This is a genomic window from Mesorhizobium sp. SARCC-RB16n, from assembly GCF_008520305.1.
In the GTDB taxonomy this organism is placed as follows: domain Bacteria; phylum Pseudomonadota; class Alphaproteobacteria; order Rhizobiales; family Rhizobiaceae; genus Mesorhizobium.
Genome location: NZ_ML703299.1, coordinates 1 through 24,933 on the forward strand (window position 1 = coordinate 1; position 24,933 = coordinate 24,933).

Annotated in this window: 25 protein-coding genes; 10 read left to right on the plus strand and 15 right to left on the minus strand. The window is 62.0% G+C overall.

The window, feature by feature from the left end; genetic code table 11:
- Window positions 1-192: 192 nt before the first annotated feature.
- The 3 genes from C7I87_RS31760 to C7I87_RS31770 are packed head-to-tail and all read right to left on the minus strand — an operon-like array spanning window position 193 to window position 3,376.
- Window positions 193-1,044, minus strand: a complete 852-nt coding sequence (locus tag C7I87_RS31760; RefSeq protein WP_149907918.1) for a sugar phosphate isomerase/epimerase family protein — start codon at window positions 1,042-1,044, stop codon at window positions 193-195.
- A gap of 35 nt (window positions 1,045-1,079) precedes the next feature.
- On the minus strand, window positions 1,080-2,267 hold the full coding sequence (locus C7I87_RS31765) for a Gfo/Idh/MocA family protein (RefSeq protein ID WP_149907919.1): 1,188 nt from the start codon (window positions 2,265-2,267) through the stop codon (window positions 1,080-1,082).
- 53 nt (window positions 2,268-2,320) lie between these two features.
- On the minus strand, window positions 2,321-3,376 hold the full coding sequence (locus C7I87_RS31770; protein ID WP_149907920.1) for a sugar phosphate isomerase/epimerase family protein: 1,056 nt from the start codon (window positions 3,374-3,376) through the stop codon (window positions 2,321-2,323).
- 400 nt (window positions 3,377-3,776) lie between these two features.
- Here C7I87_RS31770 and C7I87_RS31775 point away from each other — a divergent pair, with 400 nt between their 5' ends.
- From C7I87_RS31775 to C7I87_RS31790, 4 genes are read left to right on the plus strand one after another with little or no spacing between them, the layout of a single operon-like run.
- Window positions 3,777-4,664, plus strand: a complete 888-nt coding sequence (locus tag C7I87_RS31775; protein ID WP_149907921.1) for a sugar phosphate isomerase/epimerase family protein — start codon at window positions 3,777-3,779, stop codon at window positions 4,662-4,664.
- A 58-nt stretch (window positions 4,665-4,722) separates the two neighbouring features.
- Window positions 4,723-5,892: a mandelate racemase/muconate lactonizing enzyme family protein gene (locus C7I87_RS31780; protein ID WP_149907922.1), complete on the plus strand. Its 1,170-nt coding sequence runs from the start codon at window positions 4,723-4,725 to the stop codon at window positions 5,890-5,892.
- Window positions 5,893-5,894: 2 nt separating this feature from the next.
- The gene (locus C7I87_RS31785) at window positions 5,895-6,614 is read left to right on the plus strand and encodes a FadR/GntR family transcriptional regulator (RefSeq protein ID WP_149907923.1); all 720 of its coding nucleotides are present in this window, start codon (window positions 5,895-5,897) and stop codon (window positions 6,612-6,614) included.
- Window positions 6,615-6,628: 14 nt separating this feature from the next.
- Window positions 6,629-7,609 carry a hydroxyacid dehydrogenase gene (locus tag C7I87_RS31790; RefSeq protein WP_149907949.1) on the plus strand — a complete coding sequence of 327 codons (981 nt, stop codon included), beginning with the start codon at window positions 6,629-6,631 and terminating at the stop codon, window positions 7,607-7,609.
- A 76-nt stretch (window positions 7,610-7,685) separates the two neighbouring features.
- On the opposite strand, the gene C7I87_RS31795 is transcribed toward C7I87_RS31790, so the two are convergent.
- On the minus strand, window positions 7,686-8,981 hold the full coding sequence (locus tag C7I87_RS31795) for an amidase (protein ID WP_149907950.1): 1,296 nt from the start codon (window positions 8,979-8,981) through the stop codon (window positions 7,686-7,688).
- 116 nt (window positions 8,982-9,097) lie between these two features.
- On the opposite strand from C7I87_RS31795, the gene C7I87_RS31800 reads away from it, so the two are divergent.
- Window positions 9,098-9,445 (plus strand): GFA family protein, encoded by a 348-nt coding sequence (locus tag C7I87_RS31800; RefSeq protein WP_149907951.1) that lies wholly within the window; start codon window positions 9,098-9,100, stop codon window positions 9,443-9,445.
- Window positions 9,446-9,457: 12 nt separating this feature from the next.
- Here C7I87_RS31800 and C7I87_RS31805 read toward each other — a convergent pair whose 3' ends face one another.
- A complete protein-coding gene (locus C7I87_RS31805; protein WP_149907924.1) occupies window positions 9,458-10,366 on the minus strand; it encodes an SDR family oxidoreductase in 909 nt (302 codons plus the stop codon).
- Between the two features lie 97 nt (window positions 10,367-10,463).
- On the opposite strand from C7I87_RS31805, the gene C7I87_RS31810 reads away from it, so the two are divergent.
- Entirely contained in the window at window positions 10,464-11,042 is a 579-nt protein-coding gene (locus C7I87_RS31810; RefSeq protein WP_246696481.1) for a TetR/AcrR family transcriptional regulator, read from the plus strand.
- Window positions 11,043-11,082: 40 nt separating this feature from the next.
- Here C7I87_RS31810 and C7I87_RS31815 read toward each other — a convergent pair whose 3' ends face one another.
- Complete coding sequence (locus C7I87_RS31815) at window positions 11,083-12,297, minus strand: MFS transporter (protein ID WP_149907926.1); 1,215 nt, start codon at window positions 12,295-12,297, stop codon at window positions 11,083-11,085.
- A gap of 183 nt (window positions 12,298-12,480) precedes the next feature.
- On the opposite strand from C7I87_RS31815, the gene C7I87_RS31820 reads away from it, so the two are divergent.
- A complete protein-coding gene (locus C7I87_RS31820) occupies window positions 12,481-13,467 on the plus strand; it encodes an AraC family transcriptional regulator (protein WP_149907927.1) in 987 nt (328 codons plus the stop codon).
- 31 nt (window positions 13,468-13,498) lie between these two features.
- On the opposite strand, the gene C7I87_RS31825 is transcribed toward C7I87_RS31820, so the two are convergent.
- The 7 genes from C7I87_RS31825 to C7I87_RS31855 form a co-directional block, all read right to left on the minus strand.
- Window positions 13,499-14,602: an ABC transporter ATP-binding protein gene (locus C7I87_RS31825; protein WP_149907928.1), complete on the minus strand. Its 1,104-nt coding sequence runs from the start codon at window positions 14,600-14,602 to the stop codon at window positions 13,499-13,501.
- Window positions 14,602-15,705 carry an ABC transporter ATP-binding protein gene (locus C7I87_RS31830; RefSeq protein ID WP_149907929.1) on the minus strand — a complete coding sequence of 368 codons (1,104 nt, stop codon included), beginning with the start codon at window positions 15,703-15,705 and terminating at the stop codon, window positions 14,602-14,604. The genes C7I87_RS31825 and C7I87_RS31830 overlap by 1 nt, the downstream gene beginning before the upstream one ends.
- The gene (locus C7I87_RS31835; RefSeq protein WP_149907930.1) at window positions 15,702-15,932 is read right to left on the minus strand and encodes a hypothetical protein; all 231 of its coding nucleotides are present in this window, start codon (window positions 15,930-15,932) and stop codon (window positions 15,702-15,704) included. Before C7I87_RS31835 ends, C7I87_RS31830 begins: the two co-directional genes overlap by 4 nt.
- Window positions 15,929-16,885 carry a carbohydrate ABC transporter permease gene (locus C7I87_RS31840; protein WP_149907931.1) on the minus strand — a complete coding sequence of 319 codons (957 nt, stop codon included), beginning with the start codon at window positions 16,883-16,885 and terminating at the stop codon, window positions 15,929-15,931. Before C7I87_RS31840 ends, C7I87_RS31835 begins: the two co-directional genes overlap by 4 nt.
- Before the next feature lies 1 nt (window position 16,886).
- Window positions 16,887-17,792: a carbohydrate ABC transporter permease gene (locus C7I87_RS31845; RefSeq protein ID WP_149907952.1), complete on the minus strand. Its 906-nt coding sequence runs from the start codon at window positions 17,790-17,792 to the stop codon at window positions 16,887-16,889.
- A 74-nt stretch (window positions 17,793-17,866) separates the two neighbouring features.
- Window positions 17,867-19,183 (minus strand): ABC transporter substrate-binding protein, encoded by a 1,317-nt coding sequence (locus C7I87_RS31850; protein ID WP_149907932.1) that lies wholly within the window; start codon window positions 19,181-19,183, stop codon window positions 17,867-17,869.
- A 364-nt stretch (window positions 19,184-19,547) separates the two neighbouring features.
- Window positions 19,548-20,225, minus strand: a complete 678-nt coding sequence (locus tag C7I87_RS31855) for a TetR/AcrR family transcriptional regulator (RefSeq protein WP_149907933.1) — start codon at window positions 20,223-20,225, stop codon at window positions 19,548-19,550.
- Window positions 20,226-20,365: 140 nt separating this feature from the next.
- Between C7I87_RS31855 and C7I87_RS31860 the strand changes: the two genes are divergently transcribed.
- Genes C7I87_RS31860 through C7I87_RS31870 form a run of 3 tightly spaced genes read left to right on the plus strand, consistent with a single transcriptional unit; the run spans window position 20,366 to window position 22,864 of the window.
- Complete coding sequence (locus C7I87_RS31860; RefSeq protein ID WP_149907934.1) at window positions 20,366-21,562, plus strand: Tm-1-like ATP-binding domain-containing protein; 1,197 nt, start codon at window positions 20,366-20,368, stop codon at window positions 21,560-21,562.
- A gap of 9 nt (window positions 21,563-21,571) precedes the next feature.
- A complete protein-coding gene (locus C7I87_RS31865; protein ID WP_149907935.1) occupies window positions 21,572-22,438 on the plus strand; it encodes a phosphoenolpyruvate hydrolase family protein in 867 nt (288 codons plus the stop codon).
- 6 nt (window positions 22,439-22,444) lie between these two features.
- Window positions 22,445-22,864: a cupin domain-containing protein gene (locus tag C7I87_RS31870; protein WP_149907936.1), complete on the plus strand. Its 420-nt coding sequence runs from the start codon at window positions 22,445-22,447 to the stop codon at window positions 22,862-22,864.
- Window positions 22,865-22,917: 53 nt separating this feature from the next.
- Here the strand turns inward: C7I87_RS31870 and C7I87_RS31875 are convergent, their stop codons facing one another.
- Both C7I87_RS31875 and C7I87_RS31880 read right to left on the minus strand, forming a co-directional pair.
- Window positions 22,918-23,412, minus strand: a complete 495-nt coding sequence (locus C7I87_RS31875) for a hypothetical protein (protein ID WP_149907937.1) — start codon at window positions 23,410-23,412, stop codon at window positions 22,918-22,920.
- A 260-nt stretch (window positions 23,413-23,672) separates the two neighbouring features.
- Window positions 23,673-24,863 (minus strand): M24 family metallopeptidase, encoded by a 1,191-nt coding sequence (locus tag C7I87_RS31880; protein ID WP_149907938.1) that lies wholly within the window; start codon window positions 24,861-24,863, stop codon window positions 23,673-23,675.
- Window positions 24,864-24,933: the final 70 nt, after the last annotated feature.

The following is a 24,933-nucleotide window of genomic DNA, read 5'->3' on the forward strand; positions in this document are numbered from 1 at the left end:
AACTCCCAAAACGTCATATGCGATTCCCCTGCCCCACGAGGGGGGAGATCGGATGTCATCCGTGCTTTCGCCAATCACCAGCATTGCAAGAAAGCGACGGCCGCGAAACTGCCAATCTCCCCCCTCGTGGGGGAGATGTCCGGCAGGACAGAGGGGGGCGCGAAGGATCGCCGACGCAACGTGATCGGCTTTCTATCCCGCCTTCTTCCACCCGTTCCTGATATGCCTATACCCCTCCCGGTACACCGCTTCCGGCGTCTCGGAAAAATCGCGCCATACTTTCGTCGCCGCGGCCAAATCCTTGAGCGAGCGCCCGAACGCCTCGATGGTCAGCCAGTCGTCGTAGCCGCTCTTGCGGATCGCCTCGAAGGTTTCTTTCCACGGAATGTTGCCGCGCCCCGGCACGCCGCGATCGTTCTCCGATATGTGGATATGCACGACATTCCTGCGGTGCTTCGTATAGGCGCCGATCGGGTCGGCCTCCTCGATATTGGCGTGGAACGTGTCGTACATCGCCTTGATGTGCGGCCGGTCGATGGCGTCGATATGCTCCGACAGGTCGGCCATGGTGTTGAGGAGATAGCATTCGAAGCGGTTCAGCGCCTCGAGCCCGATGGTAATGTTGCGCTTGCCGGCATGGTCGCCGATGGCGCGCTGCGAGGCAACGGAGCGCTTCTTCTCGGCGGCCGTCGGCCCGGTTCCGGAAAAGGCGCCAAGCGTCGAATGCAGCGGTCCACTCAGTGTGCGGGCGCCAAGCGAATCGGCGCAATCGATGGCCCATTTCATGTAATCGACACCAGCCTTGCGCGTTGCCGCATCGGCCGCGATCAGGTTCATCGCCGGATCGCCCATGGCTGACACAGCGGTCCGCTCCAGCCCGATACGGTCGAGCAATTCACCCAGTTTCCTGTAGTCGTCCGGCGTGCCGGCGAAGATCGGTATCTCGACGCCGTCGAAGCCGGTCGACTTGATGTCGCGAAGCAGCGGCTCGTGCTTCTTCGACACCGCCGTCGTCCACAAGAACATGCACATGCCGATCTTCATCGACGCCTCCCCCATTCCCGCCAACCAGGTGCCTCTTACAGCTTGGTCCACGCTCCATTCTTCTTCGACGACTTCACGCAGGCCTCGATGAAAGCCATGCCCTCGACACCGTCCTGGATGGTCGGGAAGACGACATCCTTTGCCGGCTTTCCACCCTTGCGCCGCGCCGCGCGGATGGCGCGTGCCGCCTCCTGGTAGATGTTGGCGAAGCCTTCGAGATAACCCTCGGGATGGCCCGACGGAACGCGGCTGACACGGCCCGCCACCGGCAGCGCGCCGGCACCGTTGCGGGTGATCAACTGTTTCGGCTGGCCGAACGGCGTGTACCAGAGATAGTTCGGATCGGCCTGCACCCATTCCAGACCGCCCTTCGAACCGTAGATGCGCAGCTTCAGACCGTTCTCATGACCAGGCGCCACTTGGCTTGCCCAGATCATGCCCTTGGCCGGATGCGTTTTTCCGGTCGGCTTGAAACGCAGCATGACGTTGACGTTGTCGTCGAGCAGCCTCCCCGGCACGAAAGCATCGAGATCGGCCGACAGGGAGTCGAGTTCGAGGCCAGAGACGAAGCGGGCGAGGTTATAGGCATGGGTGCCGATGTCGCCGAGCGCGCCGCCGGCACCCGCCTGCTTGGGGTCGCCCCGCCATGACGCCTGCTTCTGGCCGGTGGCGGCGAGGTCCTCGGTCAGCCAGTCCTGCGGATATTCCGACTGCACGATGCGGATGTCGCCGAGCACGCCCTTGGCCACCATTTCGCGCGCCTGCCGCACCATCGGGTAGGCGGTGTAATTATGGGTGAGCACGAACACCTTGCCGGTCTTCTCGACTATCGCCGCGAGCTTCTTCGCTTCGGCCAGCGTCGTTGCCAGCGGCTTGTCGCAGATCACGTGGATGCCTGCCTCCAGGAAGGCCTTGGCCGCCGGCACATGCACATTGTTGGGGGTGACGATGGCCACCGCCTCGATGCCATCCGGGCGCTTCGCCTCGGCCTTGGCCATTTCGGCGTAGGACGCATAGCTTCGCTCCGGATCGAGCCCGAGTTCGGCGGCCGAGGCCTTTGCGCGCGCCGGATCGGCCGACAAGGCGCCAGCGACCAGCACGAAATCATTGTCCATGCGCGCCGCGATCCGGTGCACCGCGCCGATGAACGCGCCTTGCCCGCCGCCGACCATGCCGTAGCGGATCGGGCCGCCTCCCGTTTCCGACTTCGATGCGCCAACCATGTTTTTCTCCCTCGTCTGAGATACCCCTCCCCCGAGGGGAAGCGAAAGCGGTGTCAAATTCCCATCATGGCGCGCAGCAACATCTTGTCCGTAGTGCCAGCGGCGAAATCGTCGAATGCCTTCTCGGTCACCCGGATGATGTGGTGCTGGATGAAGGGCGCCCCTTCGGCCGCACCGTCCTCCGGGTGCTTCAGGCAGCATTCCCATTCCAGCACCGCCCAGGAATCGTAATTGTACTGAGTCAGCTTGGAGAAGATGCCGCCGAAATCCACTTGCCCGTCGCCGAGCGAACGGAAGCGGCCGGCGCGGTTCGTCCAGCTCTGATAACCGGAGTACACGCCTTGCCGTCCGGTCGGATTGAACTCGGCGTCCTTGACGTGAAAAGCCTTGATCCGCTCGTGATAGATATCGATGAATTCGAGATAATCGAGCTGCTGCAGCAGGAAGTGCGAAGGATCGTAGTTGATGTTGCAGCGCTTGTGGCCACCGACCGCGTCGAGGAACATCTCGAAGGTCGTCCCATCGAACACGTCTTCCGAAGGATGGATTTCGTAGCCGACATCGACACCATTGTCCTCATAGACATCGAGGATCGGCTTCCAGCGTTTGCCGAGTTCACCGAAGGCTTCCTCGATCAGTCCGGCGGGCCGCTGCGGAAAGGGATAGAGGTAAGGGAAAGCCAGCGAGCCGGTGAACGACACCGAGACATTAAGCCCGAGATTGCGCGACGCCTTGGCACCGAACTTCATCTGTTCGACCGCCCATTTCTGCCGCGCCTTCGGGTTGTTGTGTACCGATGGCGGCGCGAACCCATCCATCTGTGCGTCATAGGCCGGATGCACCGCCACCAATTGCCCCTGCAGATGCGTCGACAGTTCGGTGATCTCGACGCCGGCGTCAGTGCAGATGCCCTTCACCTCGTCGCAATAGGTCTTGGAAGACGACGCCTTCTCGAGGTCGAACAGGCGCGCGTCCCAAGTCGGGATCTGCACGCCCTTGTAGCCGAGACCGGCGGCCCATTTGGTGATCGACGCCAGCGAATTGAACGGTGCGGCGTCGCCCGCGAACTGCGCCAGAAACAGTCCAGGGCCCTTCATTGTCGTCGGCATCGGCATCCTCCTCATTTTGTCACGACCAAGCATAGCGCCTGATGAAAGCAGGGCCAGTCACTTTGGTCTTTTCGCGTCGGACGCTCTGCCGACACCGCCATTCTGGTATGACCAAATAAGGCAATTTGGTCAAGTCTCGGAATGCGCCGAAAAGGCTCTCCGAACGCGCAAAATAACGGTACATATCACAATGTAATCAACAAACTAGTCACCCCTGCGGGTTACGTCGCTGCAGTTGTTGCCGTCTCGAAGAATTTGCTGTAGACCTCATTTCAGACCCAATTGGTCGAACCAGTTTGCAAGAAAAGGCTGGGGATGCCTTGGGGAGGAACCCGTGCATCGTCTTTCGGCGATGCATGTCGCAGGCAAACCATACGGACGAATCTGGGAAGGACAGGCCATGCATCTTTCGACGCACAACTGGATGCGCGCGGAACCCCTTGAGACGACGCTCAAGCGCATCAAGAAATTCGGCTATGAGTCGATCGAGATTTCAGGCGAGCCAGCGCAGTACAAGACCAAGGAGACGCGGGCGCTGCTGAAGGAGCATGGCATCCGTTGCTGGGGCGCGGTCACCCTGATGCTGGGCGAACGCAACCTTGCCGCCAGGAACCAGGGCCAGCGTGAGCGCTCCGTGCAATACGTCAAGGACGTGCTGACGATGGTCAGCGAACTCGACGGCGAGATTATCACGCTGGTTCCGGCGACGGTGGGCAAGGTGGTGCCGGACGGCACCGAGGAGGAGGAGTGGAAATGGGTCGTCGACGCGACCCGGGAATGCTTCGCCCACGCCAAGAAGGTCGGCGTCAAGATTGCCGTCGAACCGCTCAACCGCTTCGAAACCTATCTGTTTAATCGCGGTGCCCAGGCGCTGGCGCTGGCTGACGCGGTCAGCCCGGAATGCGGCGTCTGCCTTGACGCCTACCATATCCACATGGAGGAATTTAACGTCCATGACGCCATCCGGCAGGTCGGAAAGCGCCTGTTCGACTTCCATGTCGCCGACAATAACCGCTTCGCCGCCGGCCTCGGCCAGATCGACTGGCCCAGGATCGTCGCGACCTTGAAGGAAGTCGGCTATGATGGCGCGCTGACCAATGAATTCGTCGCCCCCGTCGATCGCACGCCGGCAGCACCCTATCCCGAAATGGTCGAGCGCCACCCGGTCGATATCTCGCCCGAGCAGTTGAAGTTCATCCAGGACCACGGCTCCAGCGTGCTCACGGAGAAATTCTACACCGACCAGATGCGCATCACTGCCGAAACGCTGCTGCCGCTGATCAAGTAGTCGACGCCGCTGGGAATTTGTCCTTCCGCCCCGACTGGCGGCAGGGCTGGGGAAAGATATGCGCATAAAGACTGTCCAGGCCTGGTGGGTCCGCGTCCCGATCGAAGCCGCGAAGCAGCATCGCAGCGACTTCGGCCAGGTGACGACCTTTGATGCCGCCATCCTGCGCATCGAAACCGATGACGGGCTGGTCGGCTGGGGCGAAGGCAAGAATGCCGCCGGCAGCGCCGGCAGCTACGGCGCCCTCGTCCACATGCTGAACCACGAAGTCGGGCCGCAGTTGGTCGGCCGCCATCCGGCCGACATCGGCGTCATCTGGGAGATGCTCTACAACGGCGTGCGCCACGAAAGTGCCGCCCACGCCGGCCACGCCATGCCGCAACTGGCGCGGCGCGGCATGAGCGTCGCCGCCATCAGCGCTGTCGACATCGCGCTCTGGGACATCCTGGGCAAATCGCTGGGCCAGCCGGTCTGGCGGCTGCTCGGTGGCCGCAAGGTCGATCGCATGCGGGCCTATGCCTCTGGTGGCTGGGCCTCCGCCGATGCCATCGGCGAGCAATTGAAATCCTACATCGCCAAGGGCGGCTTCAAGGCGTTGAAGATGCGGGTGGGCGCCATGGATGGCGCGGCACACAATTCCGCCGCCCGCGTGCGAGCCGCGCGCCAGGCGCTCGGCCCCGATGTCGAACTGATGGTCGACGCGCACGGCACCTATACCGTGGCGGAAGCCAAACGCTTCATCCACCTCGTCAAGGATCTTGATCTTGCCTGGTTCGAGGAGCCCGTGATCGCCGACGACAAGCCGGGCATGGCTGAAGTGCGCGCTTCCGGCCCCGTTCCGATCGCCACCGGCGAAAGCGAGGCGACGCGCTACGCCTTCCGCGACCTCGCCATTCTCAAGGCGGCCGACATCTTCCAGCCGGACCCCGCCTTCTGCGGCGGCATCAGCGAGGCGATGAAGATCGGCACCATCGCCAGCGCCTTCAATTTACGCTTCGCGCCGCATCTTTGGGCCGGTGCCCCTTGCTTCTTCGCCGGGCTGCATGTCTGCGCCGCCTCGCCTTCGAGTTTCACCGTCGAATATTCGCTCGGCGCCAACCCGATGATCCACGATCTGGTCGAAGAGACTGTCGAAGCGAAGGACGGTATGATAGCGATCCCGGAAAAGCCCGGATTGGGATTCACCATTTCGGAGCGATTCCTGGAGGCGCACGCGCAACGCAATTGACGATGAAAGAAAAGAACCTTCTCGCGGAACTCGCCGCCTATCTGTTCTCCCACTCGGACAAGGAGACCGGCCGCACGCCTTCCGAACGCGAGCTGGCGGAGCATTTCGGCGTCAGCCGCGGCCAGATCCGCGAAGCGCTGGCCATCCTCGAAGCCATGCGCATCGTCGAGCGCCGCGCCAAGTCAGGCATCTACATCGACACCAAGCAGGCCAGCGTCGAGGCGCTGGCGCTGTTCGCACGCGCCGGCCTGCCGCTCGATCCCCTGCAGATTTATGAAACGGTCGAGTTGCGCAAGATCCATGAGATCAAGGCGGCCGAGCTTGCCTGCTCGCGCGCCACCGAGGAGAATTTCGAGCGCCTGCGCGAGATCCTCAAAGCGTCGGAAGACCGCATCGCCGCCGGCGAGGGCCTTGCCAAGGAGGATCGCGAATTCCACCTCGAAATCGTGCGCGCCACCAAGAACAGCGTCTTCCACAACATCTGCAGCGTCTACTACCTGATGGGCGAGCAGCGCCTGCCGATCTACTTCAACGATCCCGAGCGCAGCGTGCGTTCGCATGCCGAGCATGTGCAGATCTACGAGGCGCTGCTGCGCCGCGACGGCAATCTCGCCCAGGCGCTGATGAGCGCCCACCTGCAAGGCGCGGAAAGCTATTGGAAAGGGCTGATCGAGGGCGGCAAGGCGGTTGCGCCCTCCAGTCCGGCGCTCGAAAAGGCCTGACCGTGGCCCAGACCATGCCCAAGATCCTGTCGACACACCCGCTGCACCCGCGCGCCTCGGCCAGGCTGGCGGGCGCTGGTCAACTCGTGATTGCCTCGGCGCTCGATGCCGCCACCTTGACCACGGAAGCGAAGGACGCCGATATCCTCATCGTGCGGGCGCCGTTGCCGCCTGCATTGTTCGAGGGCGCCTGGAAGCTGAGGGCCGCGATCCGCCATGGCGCCGGGCTCGACATGATCCCGATGGAAGCAGCCGCTGCAGCCGGCGTGCTCGTGGCTAACGTGCCGGCGGTCAACGCCCGCTCGGTCGCCGAACATGTCATGCTCACCGCTCTTGCACTGCTGCGGCAGTTCCGCAGGGTCGACCGCGACCTGCGCGCCAAGGGCTGGCTGGCCGGTCGCGAGCATGCCAATGCCAACATCGAACTCGCCGGCAAGACCATCGGCATCGTCGGCCTTGGTGCCGTCGGGCAGGCCGTCGGGCACATTGCCGCGCACGGCTTCGACCTCAAGGTGGTGGCGACGACGCGTAGCATGCAACCGGCGCCGGAGAAGGTCGGCTTCCTGTCGATCGACGCGCTGGTCGAGCAGAGCGACATCGTCGTGCTCTGCTGCCCGCTGACGCCGGAGACGCGCGGCCTGATCGGCCGCGAGCGCATCGCCCGTATGAAACCCAACGCACTGCTGATCAATGTGTCGCGCGGACCGGTCGTCGACGATGACGCACTGATCGAGGCTTTGCGGGAGCGCCGCATCGGCGGTGCCGCGCTCGACGTTTTCTCGACGCAGCCGCTACCGCCAAATCATCCTTATTTCGGCTTCGACAACGTCATCATCACCCCGCATATGGCAGGGATTACCGAGGAATCGATGATGCGCATGGGCGTGGGCGCGGCCGGCGAAGCCTTGCTGGTGCTGGCAGACAAGCTGCCAGTCAACCTGCGCAATCCGGAAGTGGTCGATCATTACCGGCGGCGGTTTCCGCTCGACATATAGCAATCGCGGTTTCGTCCCGATGGCGAACGCAAACACTGTTCATCGCACGGATCCATCATCCACGGCTCGCTACCGATCAATCACCCAGCAGCCTCTCCACTTCGGCGGCAATCCGCAACAGATGTCGATCATGGCCGTTGCGCGCCACCAGCATCAATCCGGCAGGCAGTGTTGTCCCCAGCATCGGCAGCGAGATCGCGCAGAGGTCGAACTGATTGGCGACCTGCGTGTTGCGCAGCAACAGGCCTTCGATGCGATCACGCAGTTCGGCATCCTCGGCAATGGAAGCGATGGTCGGCGCTGTCACCGGCACGGTTGGCAAGACCAGTACATCCGCCGATGACAGCCGTTCATCCATGGCGGCAGCGAGCGCGGCCCGGCGACGCAGTGCCCCGATATAGACCGGAGCCGTCAGCGTTGCCGCCCGCGACAACGGCCCGCTGACATGCGGATCGACCGGCACCGATGCGCCCGTCGCCAGCCAGTCGGCATGCACTTCGGCGCCTTCCATGGCGGCGATTGAACCGCGCTTGGTGGCTGCGTGCAAATCCGCGATCATGTCGTCGATCGACAGGTCCGCGATGCGTGCGCCAGCCTGTTCGATCTTGCCAAGACAACGTTCGAAGGCCGCGGCAACCTCACTTTCCGTATCCCCGAAAAGAACGCCGCGCGGGATGCCAACCCGAAGCCCGGCGAGCGCAATGGACGCCAGCTCGCTCGGCGTCTCGCCGGCCATCACCGCGTCGGCGGCGGCGCATTGCGCGACGGTTCGGGCAAGCGGTCCGATCGAGTCCAACGTGCCCGAAAGCGGAAAGGCGCCAGAGAGCGGCACACGCCGCGCTGTCGGCTTGAAGCCGACAACGCCATTGAGCGCCGCCGGAATGCGAATCGAGCCGCCGGTATCGGATCCGATCGAGATGTCGCTCGTCCCCTCGCCGACGGAGACACCGGCCCCGGACGACGAACCGCCGGAGATGCGGCTGACATCCCTTGCATTGCCTGGCGTGCCGTAATGCATGTTGTCGCCGATCGCGGTGAAGGCGAATTCGGTCATGTTGGTCTTGCCGATGATCACCGCGCCGGCCTGGCGCAACCGGCCGACGATGGTGCCATCGCGCACGGCGGGCTTGGCGGTCTTGCGCATCAACGAACCGGCCGTGGTCGGTTCGCCGGCGACATCGAACAGATCCTTGACTGACACAATGGTGCCATCCAGCGGCCCGAGCGTCACGCCGGTCCGCTTGCGGGCGTCGCTCGCGTCGGCCGCGGCACGCGCCGCTTCAGCATAGAGCTTCGTGTAGACCGTCTCGTCGGCCGCACGATTGGCAAGACGTGACAGGATGATTTCGAGACGGTCGCGGATGGATTGCATGTCGATGTCGGACTCCGCCAAGGTAGAGCGTCTTTAAACCAAGCAGCCATTCGGCCTGCGGAAGGGATAACCCGGCCAGCGTGCCTTTGCACCTGCCAGCAATAGGAAAGATAATGATGCTGTACAAAGGCAGCTGCCACTGCGGCAAGGTTGCTTTCGAGGTCGATGGCGAGCTTGAGGGCGTCGTGCGCTGCAATTGTTCGATCTGCGCCCGCAAGGGTGCGCTGCTGTGGGCCGTGCCACATGACAAGCTTACGCTCGTCGCCTGGGGCGATGACCTTGGCCGCTACACATTCGGCGAGGCGAAAATAGCGCACCGCTTCTGCCGAACCTGCGGCATCCATCCCTTTGCCGAAGACATCAGCGAAAGCGGTGAACGCAGCGCCTACATCAACATCAATTGCGTGACCGATCTCGACCCGTCCACCTTGTCGATCTTCGACTTCGATGGGCGTTCGGCCTGAAGCAATTCTGCTCTACCGGTAGCCTGTTGCATCGGCTGGTTTGCCGGCATCCTGAACCTCCGGAACATAGCGCCACGCATCGGGTCGCGAGCCGTCCAAATCGGTGAATCCATAGACCTGCGCCAGCCCGCCGCTGGATAGAGACTGACCGTTCCAGCGCGAGCGATCCGGATCCGCCGCCAAAGCGGCAACGGCGCGGCCGACGAAGCGCGGCGTTTCGGAGATGACGAAATGGGGCACTTTCGCCATGGCGTCGCGCCAGTTTTCTTCGGTGACGCCATAAATCTCCAGCATCATTTCCGAACGCATCCAGCCCGGCGTCAGCGAGACCGACGTGGCTCCCTGTTTCGCAAGGTCCTGTGCGTGAGCCCAGGCCATGCGGTTCACCGCCACCTTGGCAAGGTCGTAGAAAGGCGACAGGCGATAATGTTCGGCATTGTATTCGGCTGTGCCGTCGGTGATTTCGACAAGTAGCCCGCCCGGCCGCTCGATCATCAACGGCAAGGCATGGTGCGCGGTGATCAGGTGCGTGTCGATGGCCAGGCGCAGCATGCGCAGGCCGTTCTCCAGATTGTGCTCCCAGACCGGCTTGTCCCATTCGAACAGCTTTTCGCCGCCCCAGATGTCGTTGACAAGTATGTCGAGGCGACCCTGCTCGTCACGGATGCGCCCGACCAGCTTGCGCACGTCGTCGGTGATGAGGTGATCGACCTTCACGGCGATGCCCTTGCCGCCATTCGCGGTGACCAGTTCCGCCGTCTGCTCGATGGTCTCTGGCCGGGCATACTCGGATTTCTCGCCGCGCGTGCTCCGCCCCGTGACATATACAGTGGCGCCGGCGGCGCCGAGTTCGACCGCTATGCCGCGCCCGGCGCCCCGGGTGCCGCCGGCAACCAAGGCAACTTTCCCTTGCAACGTCATTAAACTCTCCCCAAACAGCATCATCGATTAAATCCGAGCTGGCTCGCGCCGCTCGCATCATATATAAATGATCATTCGGTTATATTGGAATGTCAAGATGACCCGCCCCAAAACCCTGTCCGACGAGCAGGTGCTGGAAGCCGCATTGCGATTGATCCACGAGCTCGGCCCAGAGGCGCTTACCTTCGAACGTCTGGCAAAAGCCTGTGGCCTTTCGGGCGCAACCCTGGTGCAGCGCTTCAAAAACAAGCCGCAGTTGAAGCAGCGCACCTTGCTGCATGCCTGGGACGGTCTTGACGACAAGACCGGGACCCTGGCTGCCGCCGTTCCAAGAACCCCGGCCGGCGCCATCGAATTGCTGGTTGCGCTATCGCAGGGCTATGGCGGCATCGAAACCTATGCCGATGGCCTGCTCGTCTTGCGCGAGGATCTGCGCGACCCCGTGCTTAGGGCGCGCGGCGCTACCTGGAAGGCGGTCCTGTGCGCTGCTCTTTCGGCCTGCTTCGCTGAAATAGACGACCCGCCACAAGACGTAGGCCTGCTGATGGCGTCGCATTGGCAAGGCTCGCTCTTGTGGTGGAGCTTTGATCCGACGATCGAAGTGGCCGTCTATATCGAGGGCAGTCTCAACCGCTTCGTCTCCGCCATCACAACGGAAACGGCCCGAAAACCGTAATGGTTCTCGGGCCGTTGCCAGGGACGACCGTTGCGACAGACTATTCGGCCTGTTTCGGGCCGCGCAGGAACACCACGATGGCCGCCAGCAGCGTTGCGACGCCGCAATAGGCAAAGGCGCTGGCGACGCCTGCATGATCGACCAGCAGACCGCCAAAGACGGCGCCCATCGCAATCGCCACCTGGAAGGTCGCGACCATCAGGCCGCCGGCGCTTTCAGCCTGGTCGGGCGCTGCCCGCACCAGCCAGCTCTGCAGCCCGACCGGCACCGCGCCGAAGGCAAAGCCCCAGGCTGCGACGGCGGCGGCAGCGACTATCGGCGAAGCACCAAAGATCAGCATCGAGGCGGCCGCCAATGCGATCAGCAACGGCGCCAGCGCCACCGCGGCCTTGAGGTTGCGCTCAGCCATGAAGCCGCCGGCAAGATTGCCAAAGAAGCCACCTATGCCGTAGGCCAGCAGCACCAGCGAGATCGTCTCGATGTTGAGCACTGGCACCTTTTCGAGGAAGGGACGGACATAGGTGAAGCCGGCAAAGTGCCCGGATGCGACCAGCAGCACGACCAGCAGGGCCACCCTGATCGACGGCCGCTCCAGCACTTCGAGCAAGGTGCGGAAGCTCGCGACGCCAACCGGCGGCAGCTTCGGAATGGTGGCCAGTTGAACCAGCAGCGCCAGCGCACCGACGATGGTCGCGATCATGAATGCGGTGCGCCAGCCCCAGACGTCGCCAACATAGGCGCCGACAGGAGCTGCGGTGACGGTCGCCAGCGACACGCCGGTGAGGATGATCGACATGGCGCGCGGCATCAGCCGCATCGGCACCAGCCGCAGTGCCATGGCCGCCGACATTGCCCAGAAGCCGCCAAGGGCTACGCCGAGCACGACGCGGGCAAGCAGAAGCATGGGCAGCGACGAGGCAAAGGTGGCGAGAAGATTGGACAGGATGAGGAACACCGTCAGCATCCACATCACTAACCTGCGGTCCATGCGTCTTGTGATGATGGCCATGGTGGGGGCGGCGATGGCGCCGACGATGGCGGTTGCCGTCACTGCCTGTCCCGCCACGCCTTCGGTGACGCCGAGATCGTGCGCCATCGGCGTTAGCAGGCTGGCGGGCAGGAATTCCGCCGTGACGAGGCCGAAGACGCCAAGCGCCAGCGAGACGACGGCACCCCACGCGGGCTCGGTTCGCTCATCGGAGTCTGCTGGATTCAGAAGTGTGGCGTCAACAACACCTGTCGCGGGTTCGGCCATGGTAAGTCTCCGATCTGTTTGCAGCACCACATAGAAAATGACCGGCTCGGGCTCCACCCGTTACATGCCTTGCCGTCATGGCTTTGGCTACGCGGCCGGTCTTCGATCTGTTGCGGCGCAACATTTGGCTGCACTGGAACATAGGGAGTGACGGGCTGGAGTTTCCATGCTACAAACCCCATAATGCATGACCGTTCGTCCAAAATTCCTGTCACCGGTGACCCGTTGACTGACATATTGCGCGGGCTGCGTCTCGATGGCGTCGAGTATGGGCGCTGCGAAATGAAGGAACCCTGGGGCATTCAGTTTCCGGCCCAGCCCGGAGCGCGGTTCCATTTCATCGGCCGCAAGAGTTGCTGGCTGAAGCAGCCCTCCGGCGAGTGGGTGCAACTCAATGCCGGCGATGCGGTGCTTTTGCCACGCGGCGAGGCTCATGTGCTCGCCAGCGAGCCAGGTGCGCGGACCTGGCCTATCCATGGCTACGAGCTCGAGGAAGTCTGCAAGGATGTCTACTGCACGTCGAACGCGGAGATGTGCGACAAGAATTGCCAGCCGGGAACACTGCTGTTCTGTGCCAGCATGTATTTCAACCTCGATGGCCTGCATCCTCTGCTCGGCATGATGCCTGACGTGATGCGAACGCACGAACTGGAAGCCTATGAACCGGGCATTCCGCATCTCTTGGAATCGATGGCGCGCGAAGTGACGCTGGAGCGCGTTGGCTCCGGCGGCATTCTGGCGCGGCTGGCCGATGTGCTCGCCGCGACCGTCATCCGCTCATGGGTCGAGCGCGGCTGCGGCGACTCCTCCGGCTGGATCGCGGCGGTCCGGGATCGCGACATCGGCCGCGTTCTGGCCGCCATCCATCTCGAGCCTGACCACGATTGGACGGTCGAGTCACTGGCCAGGATGATGGGCGCCTCACGCTCGGGCTTTGCCGAGCGTTTCGCCACCATCGTCGGCCAAACGCCGGTAAAATACGTCACTCAGGTCAGGATGCACCAGGCGAGGCAGTGGCTGGTCCGAGACCGGATGAAAATATCAGTCGTTGCCGCCCGCCTCGGCTATGAATCGGACGCCGCCTTCAGCCGTGCCTTCAAGCGCGTCATCGGCTCGGCTCCCAGCCATTTCCGCGCCGTGGAGCAGGCGGAGATCCGCCAGGCCAATTGACGTTCCGTCACCCGTTGAACCGGAGCAGCACCTATGAGGCGTGCCGCAGGCTGACACCACTACCCTTGTCGAACAGCACCACCTTGTCGGGGTTCCAGGCAAAGCGCACCGGCTGCTCGATCGCGACATCGGTTCTGGCCGGCACCGTGGCGCGCAACATGGTGTCGCCGACGCGCAGCGTCAGGATCTTTTCGACGCCATGGTTCTCGACATCATGGACGCGTGCCTCGACCGGTGCGCCGCTCTCCAGATAGACGTCTTCAGGACGGATGCCGAAGACGAGCGGGCGACCCTCGGTCGCCGCGCTCGTCCCTGCCCCCGCAAAAGTCTTGGCCCCCGCTGAAAATGGCAGTTCGAAATTCAATGGTGCCATCACCGCGCGGCCGTTCACCAGCTTGCCGTCGATGAGGTTCATCGGCGGCGAGCCGACGAAGCTCGCCACATAGGTATCGCGCGGATTGTTGTAGATCTCGTGCGGCGTTCCGGTCTGGATGATGCGGCCATGGTTGAGCACGCCGACCTTGTCGCCCATGGACATTGCCTCGATCTGGTCGTGGGTGACGAACAGGAAGGTGGCGCCGAGTTGCATCTGCAGGTTCTTCAACTCGGTGCGCAGCGCCTCACGCAGTTTGGCGTCGAGCGCCGACAGCGGCTCGTCCATCAGGAACACGCGCGGTTTGCGCACGATGGCGCGGCCGATCGAGACGCGCTGCATCTCGCCGCCCGAAAGCCGGTCGGTCTTGCGATCGAGCAGGTGCTCGATCCGCAGCGTTCGGGCGGCGCGGTCGACGCGGTCCTTGATCTCGGCGTCCGGCAGCCGGCGGATCTTCGGCTTCAGCGGAAATTCGAGGTTCTCGCGCACCGTGTAGCGCGGGTAGAGCGAGTATTGCTGCAGCACCAGCGCCACGTCGCGCTCGGCCGCGCCCCAGGCGGCAACGTCGACGCCGTCGATGAAGACCTGCCCCCCGCTCGGCTTCTCCAGGCCGGCGATCAGCCGCAGCGTCGTCGTCTTGCCGGCGCCCGTCTCGCCAAGCAGGACGAAGAACTCACCATCGGCGATGTCGAGGTCTAGCCCGGTCAAGGCCGTGTGGTTGCCGAAAATCTTAGAGATGTTCTTGAGCTGGATATGGGCCATCAGAGTCTCACCTCCAGCGACTTGCCGCTTGCCTTGTCGAAGAAATGCGCCTGCGTAGGATCGATTCGGGCAAACACCTTCTCGCCAGGCCCGGCGACGAAGCCGCTCTTTGTGCGGGCCCGCAGCATGTTCGAGCCGACCTTGAGGTCGACGATGTCGAAGGAGCCGAGCGGTTCGACGATCTGCGTCTCGACGGCCATGAAGCCATCGGCCGCGTCACGGCGAATGAGCACGCCCTCCGGCCGGATGCCGAGCGCCAGGCTTCCACTAGCATGGCCATTGAGCTTCGACAGCAACGTGCGGGGAAACTCGAAGCCGGTGGGAGCGTCGCCCACGATCACCGATGCGACCGAGGCCTTCTCAGCGACGGCTGCGTCGGCGACATTCATCACCGGACTCCCGACGAACTGGGCCACGAACAGGTTGGCCGGCCGCGAATAGACCTCGTCTGGCGTTCCCACCTGCTGCAGCACGCCCTCATGCATGATGACGATGCGGTCGGCGAGGCTCATCGCCTCGATCTGGTCGTGCGTGACATAGATGGTGGTCGAGCCCTGCTTGATATGCAGCCGCTTGATCTCGGCCCGCATCTCCTCGCGCAGCTTGGCGTCGAGCGCGCCGATCGGCTCATCCATCAGCATCGCCTTCGGCCGCCGCACCAGAGCCCGGCCGATGGCAACGCGCTGCATGTCGCCGCCCGAGAGGGCCGACGGTTTCTTGGCCAACAGGTCTGAAATTTGCAACGTCTTGGCGACCGAACGTACTTCCTGGTCGATCTCGCTTTTGCTCTTGCGCATGGCACGCAAGGGAAAGGCGATGTTCTCGTAGACGCTCATATGCGGGTAGAGTGAGAACGACTGGAACACCATCGCGATGTCACGGTCGGCCGCCTTCAGATGCTGAACCTGCTTGCCATCGATGAGGATGTCGCCCTCGTCGATGGTTTCCAGCCCGGCAATGGCGCGCAAGGTCGTAGTCTTGCCGCAGCCAGACTGGCCGAGTAGCACGATGAACTCATTGTCCGAAATTTTGAGGTTGAGGTCCTTGATGACCTGGACGGCGCCGAAGAATTTCTGGACGCCGCGAAGCTCGATCTGGGTCAATGCTGTGCTCCCGGATTTCGCGTATCCGCGGCATGACCGGTGCCGGCCTCTTCCTCGGGCGCTATCTTCGAGGTGATGTTGAAGCCGATCAGCCCGATCAGGATGATGGTCAGACCGTAAGTATGCAGCAGCATGTTCCAGGGCTGGCAGAGTGCGACGATGCCGAGCACCATCAGCACCTGCGAACCGGGCTCCAGATATTTCTGATTGATGGCGCGAAAGCTCATTTGCGGATCGCTCCAAAGGACATGCCGCGTAAGAGGTGGTTGCGGAGCAGGAAGGTGAAGATCGCGACGGGCAGCAGGAACAGGACGGTTCCGGCAGCGATCACCGTCCAATCGGTAAGGCCTGAGCCAACTTGGCTGGGGATGAACGGCGGTGCAGTCTGGGCTCGGCGATTGGTCATGATCAGTGCGAAGGCATATTCGTTCCACGCGGTGATGAAGCAGAACACGGCGGTGGCGGCGATACCTGTGGCGGCCTCGGGCAGGACGATCTTGAAGAACGCCTGCATGCGCGTGTAACCGTCGACGAGCGCGGCCTCCTCGTACTCCTTGGGGATCTCGTCCATGAAACCCTTCATCAGCCAGACGGAGAAGGACAGGTTGAAGGCGGTGTAGAGGATGATCAGGCCGATATGCGTGTCATTCAGCCCGACAGCCCGATACATCAGGTACATCGGAATCGCGACCACCACCGGTGGCAACATACGCGTCGACAGGATGAAGAAGAGCAGGTCCGCTTCCCCCTTTACCTTGAAGCGAGAGAAACCGTAGGCCGTGAGTGTGCCCATGCTGACCGCGAGCAGCGTGCTGCTGATGGCAATGATAAGGCTGTTCACAAAACGATCGGGGTATGGCGACAATTGCGGGCTGTCGCCGACCTTCAAGATGCGCTCGCCGCCATCGTAAACCGCCTTCTCCCACCATGGTGCCGCGGCGTAGGTCGCGGGATCGACCGGTTTCGTCTGCTGCACGCGCTTGGTGAACAGCTTGACGAACGGCGTTAGCTCCGGCTGAAAAAGCACGGTCGGCGGCACTGTGGTGGCGAGTGCGCGTGGTTTGAAAGCGGTCGAGGCTATCCAGTAGATCGGCGCCAGAAAGACAATCATCACGACCAGGACCGCGACAATGGCGATACGGTTGAGCGCTATCTCGCCGCCAGTGCGAACTGCGGCCATCTCAGCGCTCCTTCACCTTGTTGAGGTACTTCACGTAGATGTTGGTTATGGCCAGCACCATGATAAGCACGATGTAGGCCAGCGCCGACGATCTGCCGGTATCCCATTGCTGGAAGGCGAGACGGTAAAGCTTGATCGCAATCAGCTCCGTCGTTGGCTGAACGCTGAGGACATAGGCAAGGTCGAACGTCTTGAAGGCCTCCATGGTTCGGAAGATGAGGGCGATCATCAGGATCGGCGCGACCAGCGGGAGCGTGATCCGCGTGAAGGTGTACCAACTGCTGGCACGGTCGATCGCGGCGGCCTCGTAGAGATGCTTCGGCACCGCCGAAAGGCCAGCGAGGGAAAGCAGCATGACGAAGGGGGACCACATCCAGATATCGGTGATCGCTACCGCGTAGAGGGCAGTGTCGGCATCCGACAGCAAGCCGAAATTGCGCAGGCCGAGAATGTAATTTATCGGCCCCCAGGACGGGCTGTAGAGGAGCTGCCAAAACAGGCCCACAACCGCCGCCGAGAGCATCATTGGCAACAACAGCAAGGTCGTCACCACCCCCTTGAAGGGGAAATCGCGATTGAGCAGAAGTGCGATCCCAAAGCCGATGATCATCTGCCCGCCAACCGAGACGATCACATATTTGGCTGTGATGACGAAGTTGGTCCAAATGCGCTGGTCGGCAAGCAGATCGCGATAGTTTTGCAGCCCCACGAAACTCCATGGCACGTTGCGGTTCGCTGCGAAGTCGGTGAAGGAATAACCCAGCGAATAAATCAACGGAAAAATATTGAAGACGATCAGAAACAGGACCGTCGGAATAATGAAAATATTTCGGATGGTGAGATCACTCCAACCACGGGCGGCTGCCCGCGACTGTGGGTCCAACGTATTCAGAACCGAAACTACCAAAGCTTCCTCCAGAAATCCCCTCGGAACAGTTTCGAGGGAAGGCCCCCGCCTCCCCTCGAAACGAGCGCATGAGCCTAGTGAACCGGGCGGTTGTACTTCTTGAAGGTCGCGGTCCAATCCTTGATGACGCCGTTCATGGCCTCCTCGGCCGTCCCCTTGTTGTTGACGACGAAGGGATAAACGTTGTCGTTGAATTGGGTCAGCAGTTCGGCATATTCCGGCGGCGTCCAGAAGTCCCTGACGATCTTCATCGAGTCATAGAAGGCCTTGTTGTAAGGCGTCGCGTTCTGGAATTCCGCGGACTCGAGCACGGCCTTGGAACAGGTATAGCCGCCTAGCTTCGACCACTTCAGCTGGGTCTCATCCTTGACGAACCATTCCAGGAACTTCATCGCCTCGTCCTGTTTCTTGGAATAGGAGACGACCGAAATGCCTTGCCCGCCCAGCGCGGCGACATGGACGCCTGTCGGGCCGGGGGGATTGGCAAAGTACCCTGTGCCCGCGGCATGTGGATTGGTGGCCGGGTTTGCCAGGGCAGGGAAAAAGGCGAAAAAGTTCATGCTCATCGCCGCCAGCCCCGAGGTGATCGCCTGATTGTTCTCGAGGAAGAAGGCTTTGTTCCAGCCGGGCGGGGTGAACTTGAACAGGTCATGATAGGCCTGCAGACCAGCGATCGACTCCTTCGAATTCACGACGCCGTTGATCTTGTAGGTGTCGTACTCGCCGAGACTGCCGCCATAGGCGAAGATCGTCTGCTCGGTTCCCATCGCCACTGCGTCGTAGGAATTGTCGGTATAGAGGGCGACGCCGTAGCGGTTCTTGTCTGGACGAGTGAAGAATTCGGCAATATCGTGAAGCGCCTTCTGGTCTTTCGGCACGTCAAGGTCGTAGCCGTACTTGGCCTTGAAGTTCGCTTTCTCGGTGGGGTCCTCGAACCAGTCCTTGCGATAGGACCAGCCATTGACATCACCCTCGAGCGGAATTGCCCAGAACTTGTTGCTCTTCAGCGGATACTCGCCATAGGCAAGCGTTGCCGGCAGGAAGACGTCCTTGAGTTTGTGTTTGTTGAAGAAGTCCGTGAGATCGACCCAGTGCCCCTGTTCGGAGCCGACCCCCAGCCACTGGGAATCGCCAACGATCAGATCGTACGCATCGCCATGAGCATTCAACTCGGCGAATGTCTTGGTCTGGAAGTCGGGCCAGGGCGTGGTCTCGATTGTGACCTTGACGCCGGTCTCGGCCGTATAGTCGTTGACGAGTTCCTGAAGATAATTGGCCGGATCCCATTCCGCCCAGAAGATGGTGAGCTCTTTGTCCTGCGCGTAGACTGAAGTCCCGCAGGCAAGAGTTAAGCCAATACCAGCAAGCAAGCTGGTCACAAACTTGCGCATAATGATTTCCTCCCTTGTGCGCATTCTACCTTGTCATGCGAGCCGGCGACGGAGCCGGCCCTGGTAGTTCCTCCCGTGGTCGCGCTTTCCGAATTCGGAGCCTCCTCGCTCTGTCCGGAAATGGGTCGCAGCCCTCACTTTCGATCCAATTTTATTTCCAATCTGGTATTACCAATTATGAATGCCCGTCAAGCCCTTTCTTGAGCAACTTTGCCCGCCAAAGCCACCGAATCCGAGACTTATCCAACTGTTTTCTCTATATTTTCCTACTCATTGATACGCTTTGGCCTTGCGCGGACTTTTGCATTGCGGGTATTAGCAGTATTTGGCACTCAAATCTGGTAGAACCAGATAAGGGCTATTTCTATCTCGTCGCCAGCGTCATCCCAGCCGTATCGGCGGCCGACTCCGCGATCGCCGCGCGCACCAACGCACCCGCCGCCCATTGCGCGACCGACATCATCCGGCGGCTGTCCAGCCCCCATATATCCTTGAGCACGATCAGCACCTCGACGCCGAAGATCAGCGACAGCGCCTGCGCAAGCCTCTTGAAGTCGCGCGGCGGCAAGCGACCCTTGAGCGGCGCGAGCGCCTCCTTCAGCAATTCGACGCGATGGCCGCGCGTGAAGGCCGGCTCGCCGCCCAGCGTGCCTGCCTGGCGCCGGGCCCATTGATCGAGCGACAGCTTCAACGCTGCCTTGAATGTCGCCTCGAAAGCCTCGATGCGCGGCATGGCCGTATCGAACAGTTGGGCTACGCGGCTCTCGGCATCGGCGGCAGTGGATTTCCAGGTGAGGATCGGTCCAAGCCCCTCGTCGACGACAGCCTGCACCAGGGCTGCCTGGCTCGGAAAATAGCGATAGGCGGTGGCGCGGGACACTTCCGCCGCCTCCGCGACCTCGCTGACCGACGGCGTGACACCCGCCTGCATCAGCTTTGTCGCCGTCTCCAGCATCAGCCGTTTCGTGCGCGCGCGAGGGCCGCGCTCGGCTCTCTCACCGGTGTCGTCGTTGGTTGCGGGTTGTTGACGTGAGACATCCATACCAATACGATACGCCCGTCTCAAAAAATTGCAATGGCAGCCCTTATTACTGGAGTGGCCACGTTGACGCTCTACGGCGCACAAAGCTTTCATCTGCTGAGCATCACCACCTTCGAGCCAGCCAGCGCAGGGAGGTGCTGATGAAGAGCATCTATGTGGTGGGCACCGCCGACACGAAGGGCGAGGAACTCGCCTTCCTGGCCGATGCGATCGCCGCGACGGGCGCCATCGTTTGCCGCGTCGATGTCGGAACGCGAGGCGCGACCGTGCCGGTCGACGTCACGGCTGAGGAGGTTGCCGCCTGTCATCCCGATGGCCGCGGTGCGGTGCTCGGCATCGACGACCGTGGCAGATCGGTTGCGGCAATGGCCGAGGCATTCACGCGCTTTGTCCAGTCGCGTACCGACATATCGGGTGTGGTCGGCATTGGCGGCGGCGGCGGCACTTCGATCATCACCGCGGGCATGCGCGCGCTGCCGCTCGGCCTGCCCAAGATCATGGTCTCGACGCTGGCCTCCGGCGACACCGCTCCCTATGTCGACGTATCCGACATCATTATGATGCCATCGGTGACCGACATGGCCGGCCTCAACCGGCTGTCCCGTGTCGTGCTGCACAACGCCGCCCAGGCGATAGCCGGTATGGCGGCCAATCCAGCGCCGGCAGCGGACGGCAAGGCGTCAATCGGCCTCACCATGTTCGGCGTCACCACGCCTTGCGTGACCGCCATCGCCGAACAACTCCGGTCCAGATACGACTGCATGGTCTTCCACGCCACCGGCACCGGCGGCCGCAGCATGGAGAAATTGGCCGACAGCGGCCTATTGTCGGGTGTCGTCGACATCACCACGACCGAGGTCTGCGACCTCCTCTGCGGCGGCGTGCTGCCGGCGACGCAGGATCGTTTCGGCGCCATCGCCCGCATCGGCCTGCCCTATGTCGGCTCGGTCGGCGCGCTCGACATGGTCAATTTCTGGGCGCCATCGACCATTCCGGAGCGCTATCGCGGCCGGCTGTTCTACGAGCACAATCCGAACGTCACGCTGATGCGCACGACCGCGCAGGAATGCCGCGCGATCGGCGAATGGATCGGCACTGGGCTCGCCCAGTGCGAAGGTCCGGTGCATTTCCTGATCCCGGAAAAAGGCGTCTCCGCGCTCGACATCGAAGGCGGCCCCTTCTTCGATCCGGAAGCCGACGCCGTCCTGTTCGACGCCATCGAGCGCACCATCAGGCCGGATGCGACGCGCCGCGTCACCCGCCTGCCGCTGCACATCAACGATCCCGAATTCGCCAGGGCCGTGGTCGCTGCCTTCCTCGACATCGCCAAACAGTGAGACCCAGACATGCCAGCCATACCGCGCAAGGACATATTGAAGAAATTCCGGGGAATGATCGACAAGGGCGTGCCGATCGTCGGCGGCGGCGCCGGCACCGGCCTGTCGGCCAAGGCCGAGGAGGCCGGCGGCATCGACCTCATCATCATCTACAATTCCGGCCGCTACCGCATGGCGGGGCGCGGCTCGGCCGCCGGCCTGCTCGCCTATGGCAACGCCAACGAGATCGTCAAGGAGATGGCCTATGAGGTCTTGCCGGTGGTCAAGAAGACCCCGGTGCTGGCCGGGGTCAACGGCACCGACCCTTTCGTCATCATGCCGCTGCTGCTGGCGGAACTGAAGACGATGGGCTTTTCCGGCGTGCAGAATTTTCCGACCATCGGTCTCTTCGACGGCACCATGCGGCAGAGCTTCGAGGAGACAGGCATGGGCTTCGGCCTCGAGGTCGACATGATCGCCGAGGCACACGAGCTCGACCTCCTGACCACGCCCTATGTCTTCAACCCCGAAGAAGCGCGTGCCATGACCAAGGCCGGCGCCGATGTCGTCGTCGCCCACATGGGGGTGACGACCGGCGGCTCGATCGGTGCCACTTCGGCCAAATCGCTCGACGACTGCGTCGTTGCCATCGACGCCATTGCCGAGGCGGCGCGCTCGGTACGCAAGGATGTCATCCTGCTTTGCCATGGCGGGCCGATCTCGATGCCGGACGATGCGCGTTACATCCTCTCCCATGCCAAGGGCCTGCACGGCTTTTATGGCGCGAGCTCGATGGAACGGCTGCCGGCGGAAGCCGCGATCGCCAGGCAGACCGCGGATTTCAAGGCCGTCACACTGGGCAGCGACAGAGTGCCCGCGAAGAAAAAGAAGGGATGATGAGAGATGACCGACAAGAGCAAGATGTTTGTCTATCCGAAGGACGTCAGCGCCTTCGGTTTCGACTGGGGGAAATTGTCCCTGACCGTTGCGCCCGAAGTGAATGGCGCTGTCCGCTTTTCCGGCGGCGTCGTCGATCTGCCCTCGGGCAAGGGCCATACCCGCCACAACCATCCGGGCGCCGAGGAAATCATCTTCGTCATTTCGGGCCATGGCGAACAGATGGTCGAGGACGAGAAGGGCAATCCGGTGGTCGAGAAGGTCGGGCCCGGCTGCACCATCTACGTGCCGGAAAGCCGCTTCCACTCGACGCTCAACACCGGCGACGGGCCGATGCAGCTCTTCGTGGTTTATTCGCCGGCCGGGCCGGAACTAGGCTTGCGCGAGTTGCCGGATTTCAGGCTGATCCCGGCGGGTGGGAAGTGAAGCACGCTGTTCCGGCCGAGACATTCAAAGCAAAAACCAAGCAGAAGAATAGGTCAGATCCGAAGGCCTATCCGCATGGTGCGAGCAACCTTTGCCAGATTTTGAACGCCCGTTACGCCGCCTGGTTGGTCTAACAACCCTGGCTCATCACGATCGAGGCGAAATCCTCTGAGATCGTCAAAACGCTTTATCCAGAAAGCTAAACATCGCTCTGCTGCCTCTGCTCCCAACTGCCAGAACACAAACCGAACCGCATCTTGCGGAAACGAGAAGCCCACCACCTCAGATCCTGTGAGTTCTTCAGCGAGCCGATGCGGTGTGTCGAAGCGGTCGAAAAAAGGTAGGGCAATCTTTTGTATCTTACCGATGATGTCCGCAATTTTGATTTGACGAGTGTGCGGATCAGCGATGTTCCAAGTCCACCAATCATGAGGCAGCTGCAAGTTACCAATCTGTCCGCCGGCCGCCCACTCTCGAACCCCAAAGGGCCAACTCGAGCGTTCATCCCACGCCTTCAGTGCTTTGTTGTGAACAGAGACATGTACCATAAGCGCGACATAGTCGTCGCTATTCAGGTAGTCGGACTGAAACCGGAGTTGGAACGCCCAGTCTCCAGTTCGCCGTGTTGCGTACGGGCCGCTCTTGGCGAACTCCGTTCGGCTGAAAAGCCGAACAAACCTGTTCGCATCCCCTTCAGAAAAATATCCCGTGGAAGCGTCCTCTCCATTCTGGCCGTTCCTTCGGTCGTGATATTTGTCAAAGCAGGTCTCTGAAACCAGCGATTGGCTGTTCCCGCTAAGTCGCTTCCTTATGTCTTCCCGCCCCTATTCCAGCCCCTGCCCCGATCACCGAACATCACATAACCAGCATCCGTCACCGCTAGCGTATCTTCCAGCTTGATGAAGCCGCGCGTCGGATGAAGCATGGTGGTCTCGACCGAGAGCACCATGTTTTTCTCCAAGGGCTTCGACGCATAAGTGCCTTCGTAAGCCACCGGATGGTTGGTCATCAGGAACGGCGCCTCATGCGTGATCAGGCCCATGCCATGGGCGAAGAAATCTGTATAGGGCGCGACCTTGGATGTCTTCAGCACACCCTCGGCGTGAGAAATCATGTCGCCGCCTAGCGTGCCTGCCCTGACCTTCGAGAAGGCCGCCCGCTGCACCGTCTCGACCTCGGCCAGCAGATCTTCCAGTTCGGCGTCCGGTTCGTCCAGAATGCCCATTCGGCAGAGGTCGCCGATATAGCCGTGATAATTGCCGCCGGAATCGATCGACAGCACCTCGCCCGTCTTCCACGCCTGGCTTGATGAAGCGCGGTTGTGGCTCGAGCCCAGCGTCAGCAGGCAATATTCGAAATGCGCGCCGCGATTGGTTTCCTCGCGCCGTAGCTGCTCGATCATCTCGCTCTTGGTCGTGCCCTCGTGCGCCCAGGCGATGGTCGCCAGCATGGAATCGGTAATCAGTTCGGAGGCCGTACGCAGCTTTTCGAGCTCGGCGTCAGTCTTGATGGCACGCATCGTCTCCAGCATGTCGGTCGCGTCGATCAGCTTGGCGTCGGGCAATGCCTTGCGGATCAGCGCATAGGCGTCCGACGGCAGGAAGCCGGGTTCGATGCCGATGCGGGCAGCGTCCTTGCCGATCTCTCTGATATGCTCGACCGCGAGATTGGCGGCGTCGAGCGTGCCCCAGCAGGCGGCATGCAGCGTCGGAGTCCAGAACGGATGGTTCTGGTGCTCGCCGCCTTCCATGCGGTTGCCGATATAGGCCGCATGGTCCGGCCCGCCCTTCTCGTAGACGACGATCGGCAGGTAGCGGCTGTGGCCGATCGCATCCATGGCGGCGAAGAAGATGAACTTGTAGCCGCCCAGCAGATACTGCGTGTTGTGCTTGGAGGTCGCGAGCAGCACGTCGATGCCGGCCTCCTCCATCAGCCGGTCGACCCTGGCCTGATCGAACGGGATATTGCTGACGGCATTCTTGCCTGGCGCAATGTTCATCACTCTCTCCCTGAATTGGCCGGGACCGGCGCTGTTTCGCACCGGATCCGCTGGCTTGCGATCAAATCTG

Excerpts from the sequence above, each read along its gene's own strand:
- C7I87_RS31760 (WP_149907918.1), bottom strand. The coding sequence starts at position 1,044 with ATGAAGATCGGCATGTGCATGTTCTTGTGGACGACGGCGGTGTCGAAG.
- C7I87_RS31765 (WP_149907919.1), bottom strand. The coding sequence starts at position 2,267 with ATGGTTGGCGCATCGAAGTCGGAAACGGGAGGCGGCCCGATCCGCTAC.
- C7I87_RS31770 (WP_149907920.1), bottom strand. The coding sequence starts at position 3,376 with ATGCCGACGACAATGAAGGGCCCTGGACTGTTTCTGGCGCAGTTCGCG.
- C7I87_RS31775 (WP_149907921.1), top strand. The coding sequence starts at position 3,777 with ATGCATCTTTCGACGCACAACTGGATGCGCGCGGAACCCCTTGAGACG.
- C7I87_RS31780 (WP_149907922.1), top strand. The coding sequence starts at position 4,723 with ATGCGCATAAAGACTGTCCAGGCCTGGTGGGTCCGCGTCCCGATCGAA.
- C7I87_RS31785 (WP_149907923.1), top strand. The coding sequence starts at position 5,895 with ATGAAAGAAAAGAACCTTCTCGCGGAACTCGCCGCCTATCTGTTCTCC.
- C7I87_RS31790 (WP_149907949.1), top strand. The coding sequence starts at position 6,629 with ATGCCCAAGATCCTGTCGACACACCCGCTGCACCCGCGCGCCTCGGCC.
- C7I87_RS31795 (WP_149907950.1), bottom strand. The coding sequence starts at position 8,981 with ATGCAATCCATCCGCGACCGTCTCGAAATCATCCTGTCACGTCTTGCC.
- C7I87_RS31800 (WP_149907951.1), top strand. The coding sequence starts at position 9,098 with ATGCTGTACAAAGGCAGCTGCCACTGCGGCAAGGTTGCTTTCGAGGTC.
- C7I87_RS31805 (WP_149907924.1), bottom strand. The coding sequence starts at position 10,366 with ATGACGTTGCAAGGGAAAGTTGCCTTGGTTGCCGGCGGCACCCGGGGC.
- C7I87_RS31810 (WP_246696481.1), top strand. The coding sequence starts at position 10,464 with ATGACCCGCCCCAAAACCCTGTCCGACGAGCAGGTGCTGGAAGCCGCA.
- C7I87_RS31815 (WP_149907926.1), bottom strand. The coding sequence starts at position 12,297 with ATGGCCGAACCCGCGACAGGTGTTGTTGACGCCACACTTCTGAATCCA.
- C7I87_RS31820 (WP_149907927.1), top strand. The coding sequence starts at position 12,481 with ATGCATGACCGTTCGTCCAAAATTCCTGTCACCGGTGACCCGTTGACT.
- C7I87_RS31825 (WP_149907928.1), bottom strand. The coding sequence starts at position 14,602 with ATGGCCCATATCCAGCTCAAGAACATCTCTAAGATTTTCGGCAACCAC.
- C7I87_RS31835 (WP_149907930.1), bottom strand. The coding sequence starts at position 15,932 with ATGAGCTTTCGCGCCATCAATCAGAAATATCTGGAGCCCGGTTCGCAG.
- C7I87_RS31840 (WP_149907931.1), bottom strand. The coding sequence starts at position 16,885 with ATGGCCGCAGTTCGCACTGGCGGCGAGATAGCGCTCAACCGTATCGCC.
- C7I87_RS31850 (WP_149907932.1), bottom strand. The coding sequence starts at position 19,183 with ATGCGCAAGTTTGTGACCAGCTTGCTTGCTGGTATTGGCTTAACTCTT.
- C7I87_RS31855 (WP_149907933.1), bottom strand. The coding sequence starts at position 20,225 with ATGGATGTCTCACGTCAACAACCCGCAACCAACGACGACACCGGTGAG.
- C7I87_RS31860 (WP_149907934.1), top strand. The coding sequence starts at position 20,366 with ATGAAGAGCATCTATGTGGTGGGCACCGCCGACACGAAGGGCGAGGAA.
- C7I87_RS31865 (WP_149907935.1), top strand. The coding sequence starts at position 21,572 with ATGCCAGCCATACCGCGCAAGGACATATTGAAGAAATTCCGGGGAATG.
- C7I87_RS31870 (WP_149907936.1), top strand. The coding sequence starts at position 22,445 with ATGACCGACAAGAGCAAGATGTTTGTCTATCCGAAGGACGTCAGCGCC.
- C7I87_RS31875 (WP_149907937.1), bottom strand. The coding sequence starts at position 23,412 with ATGGTACATGTCTCTGTTCACAACAAAGCACTGAAGGCGTGGGATGAA.
- C7I87_RS31880 (WP_149907938.1), bottom strand. The coding sequence starts at position 24,863 with ATGAACATTGCGCCAGGCAAGAATGCCGTCAGCAATATCCCGTTCGAT.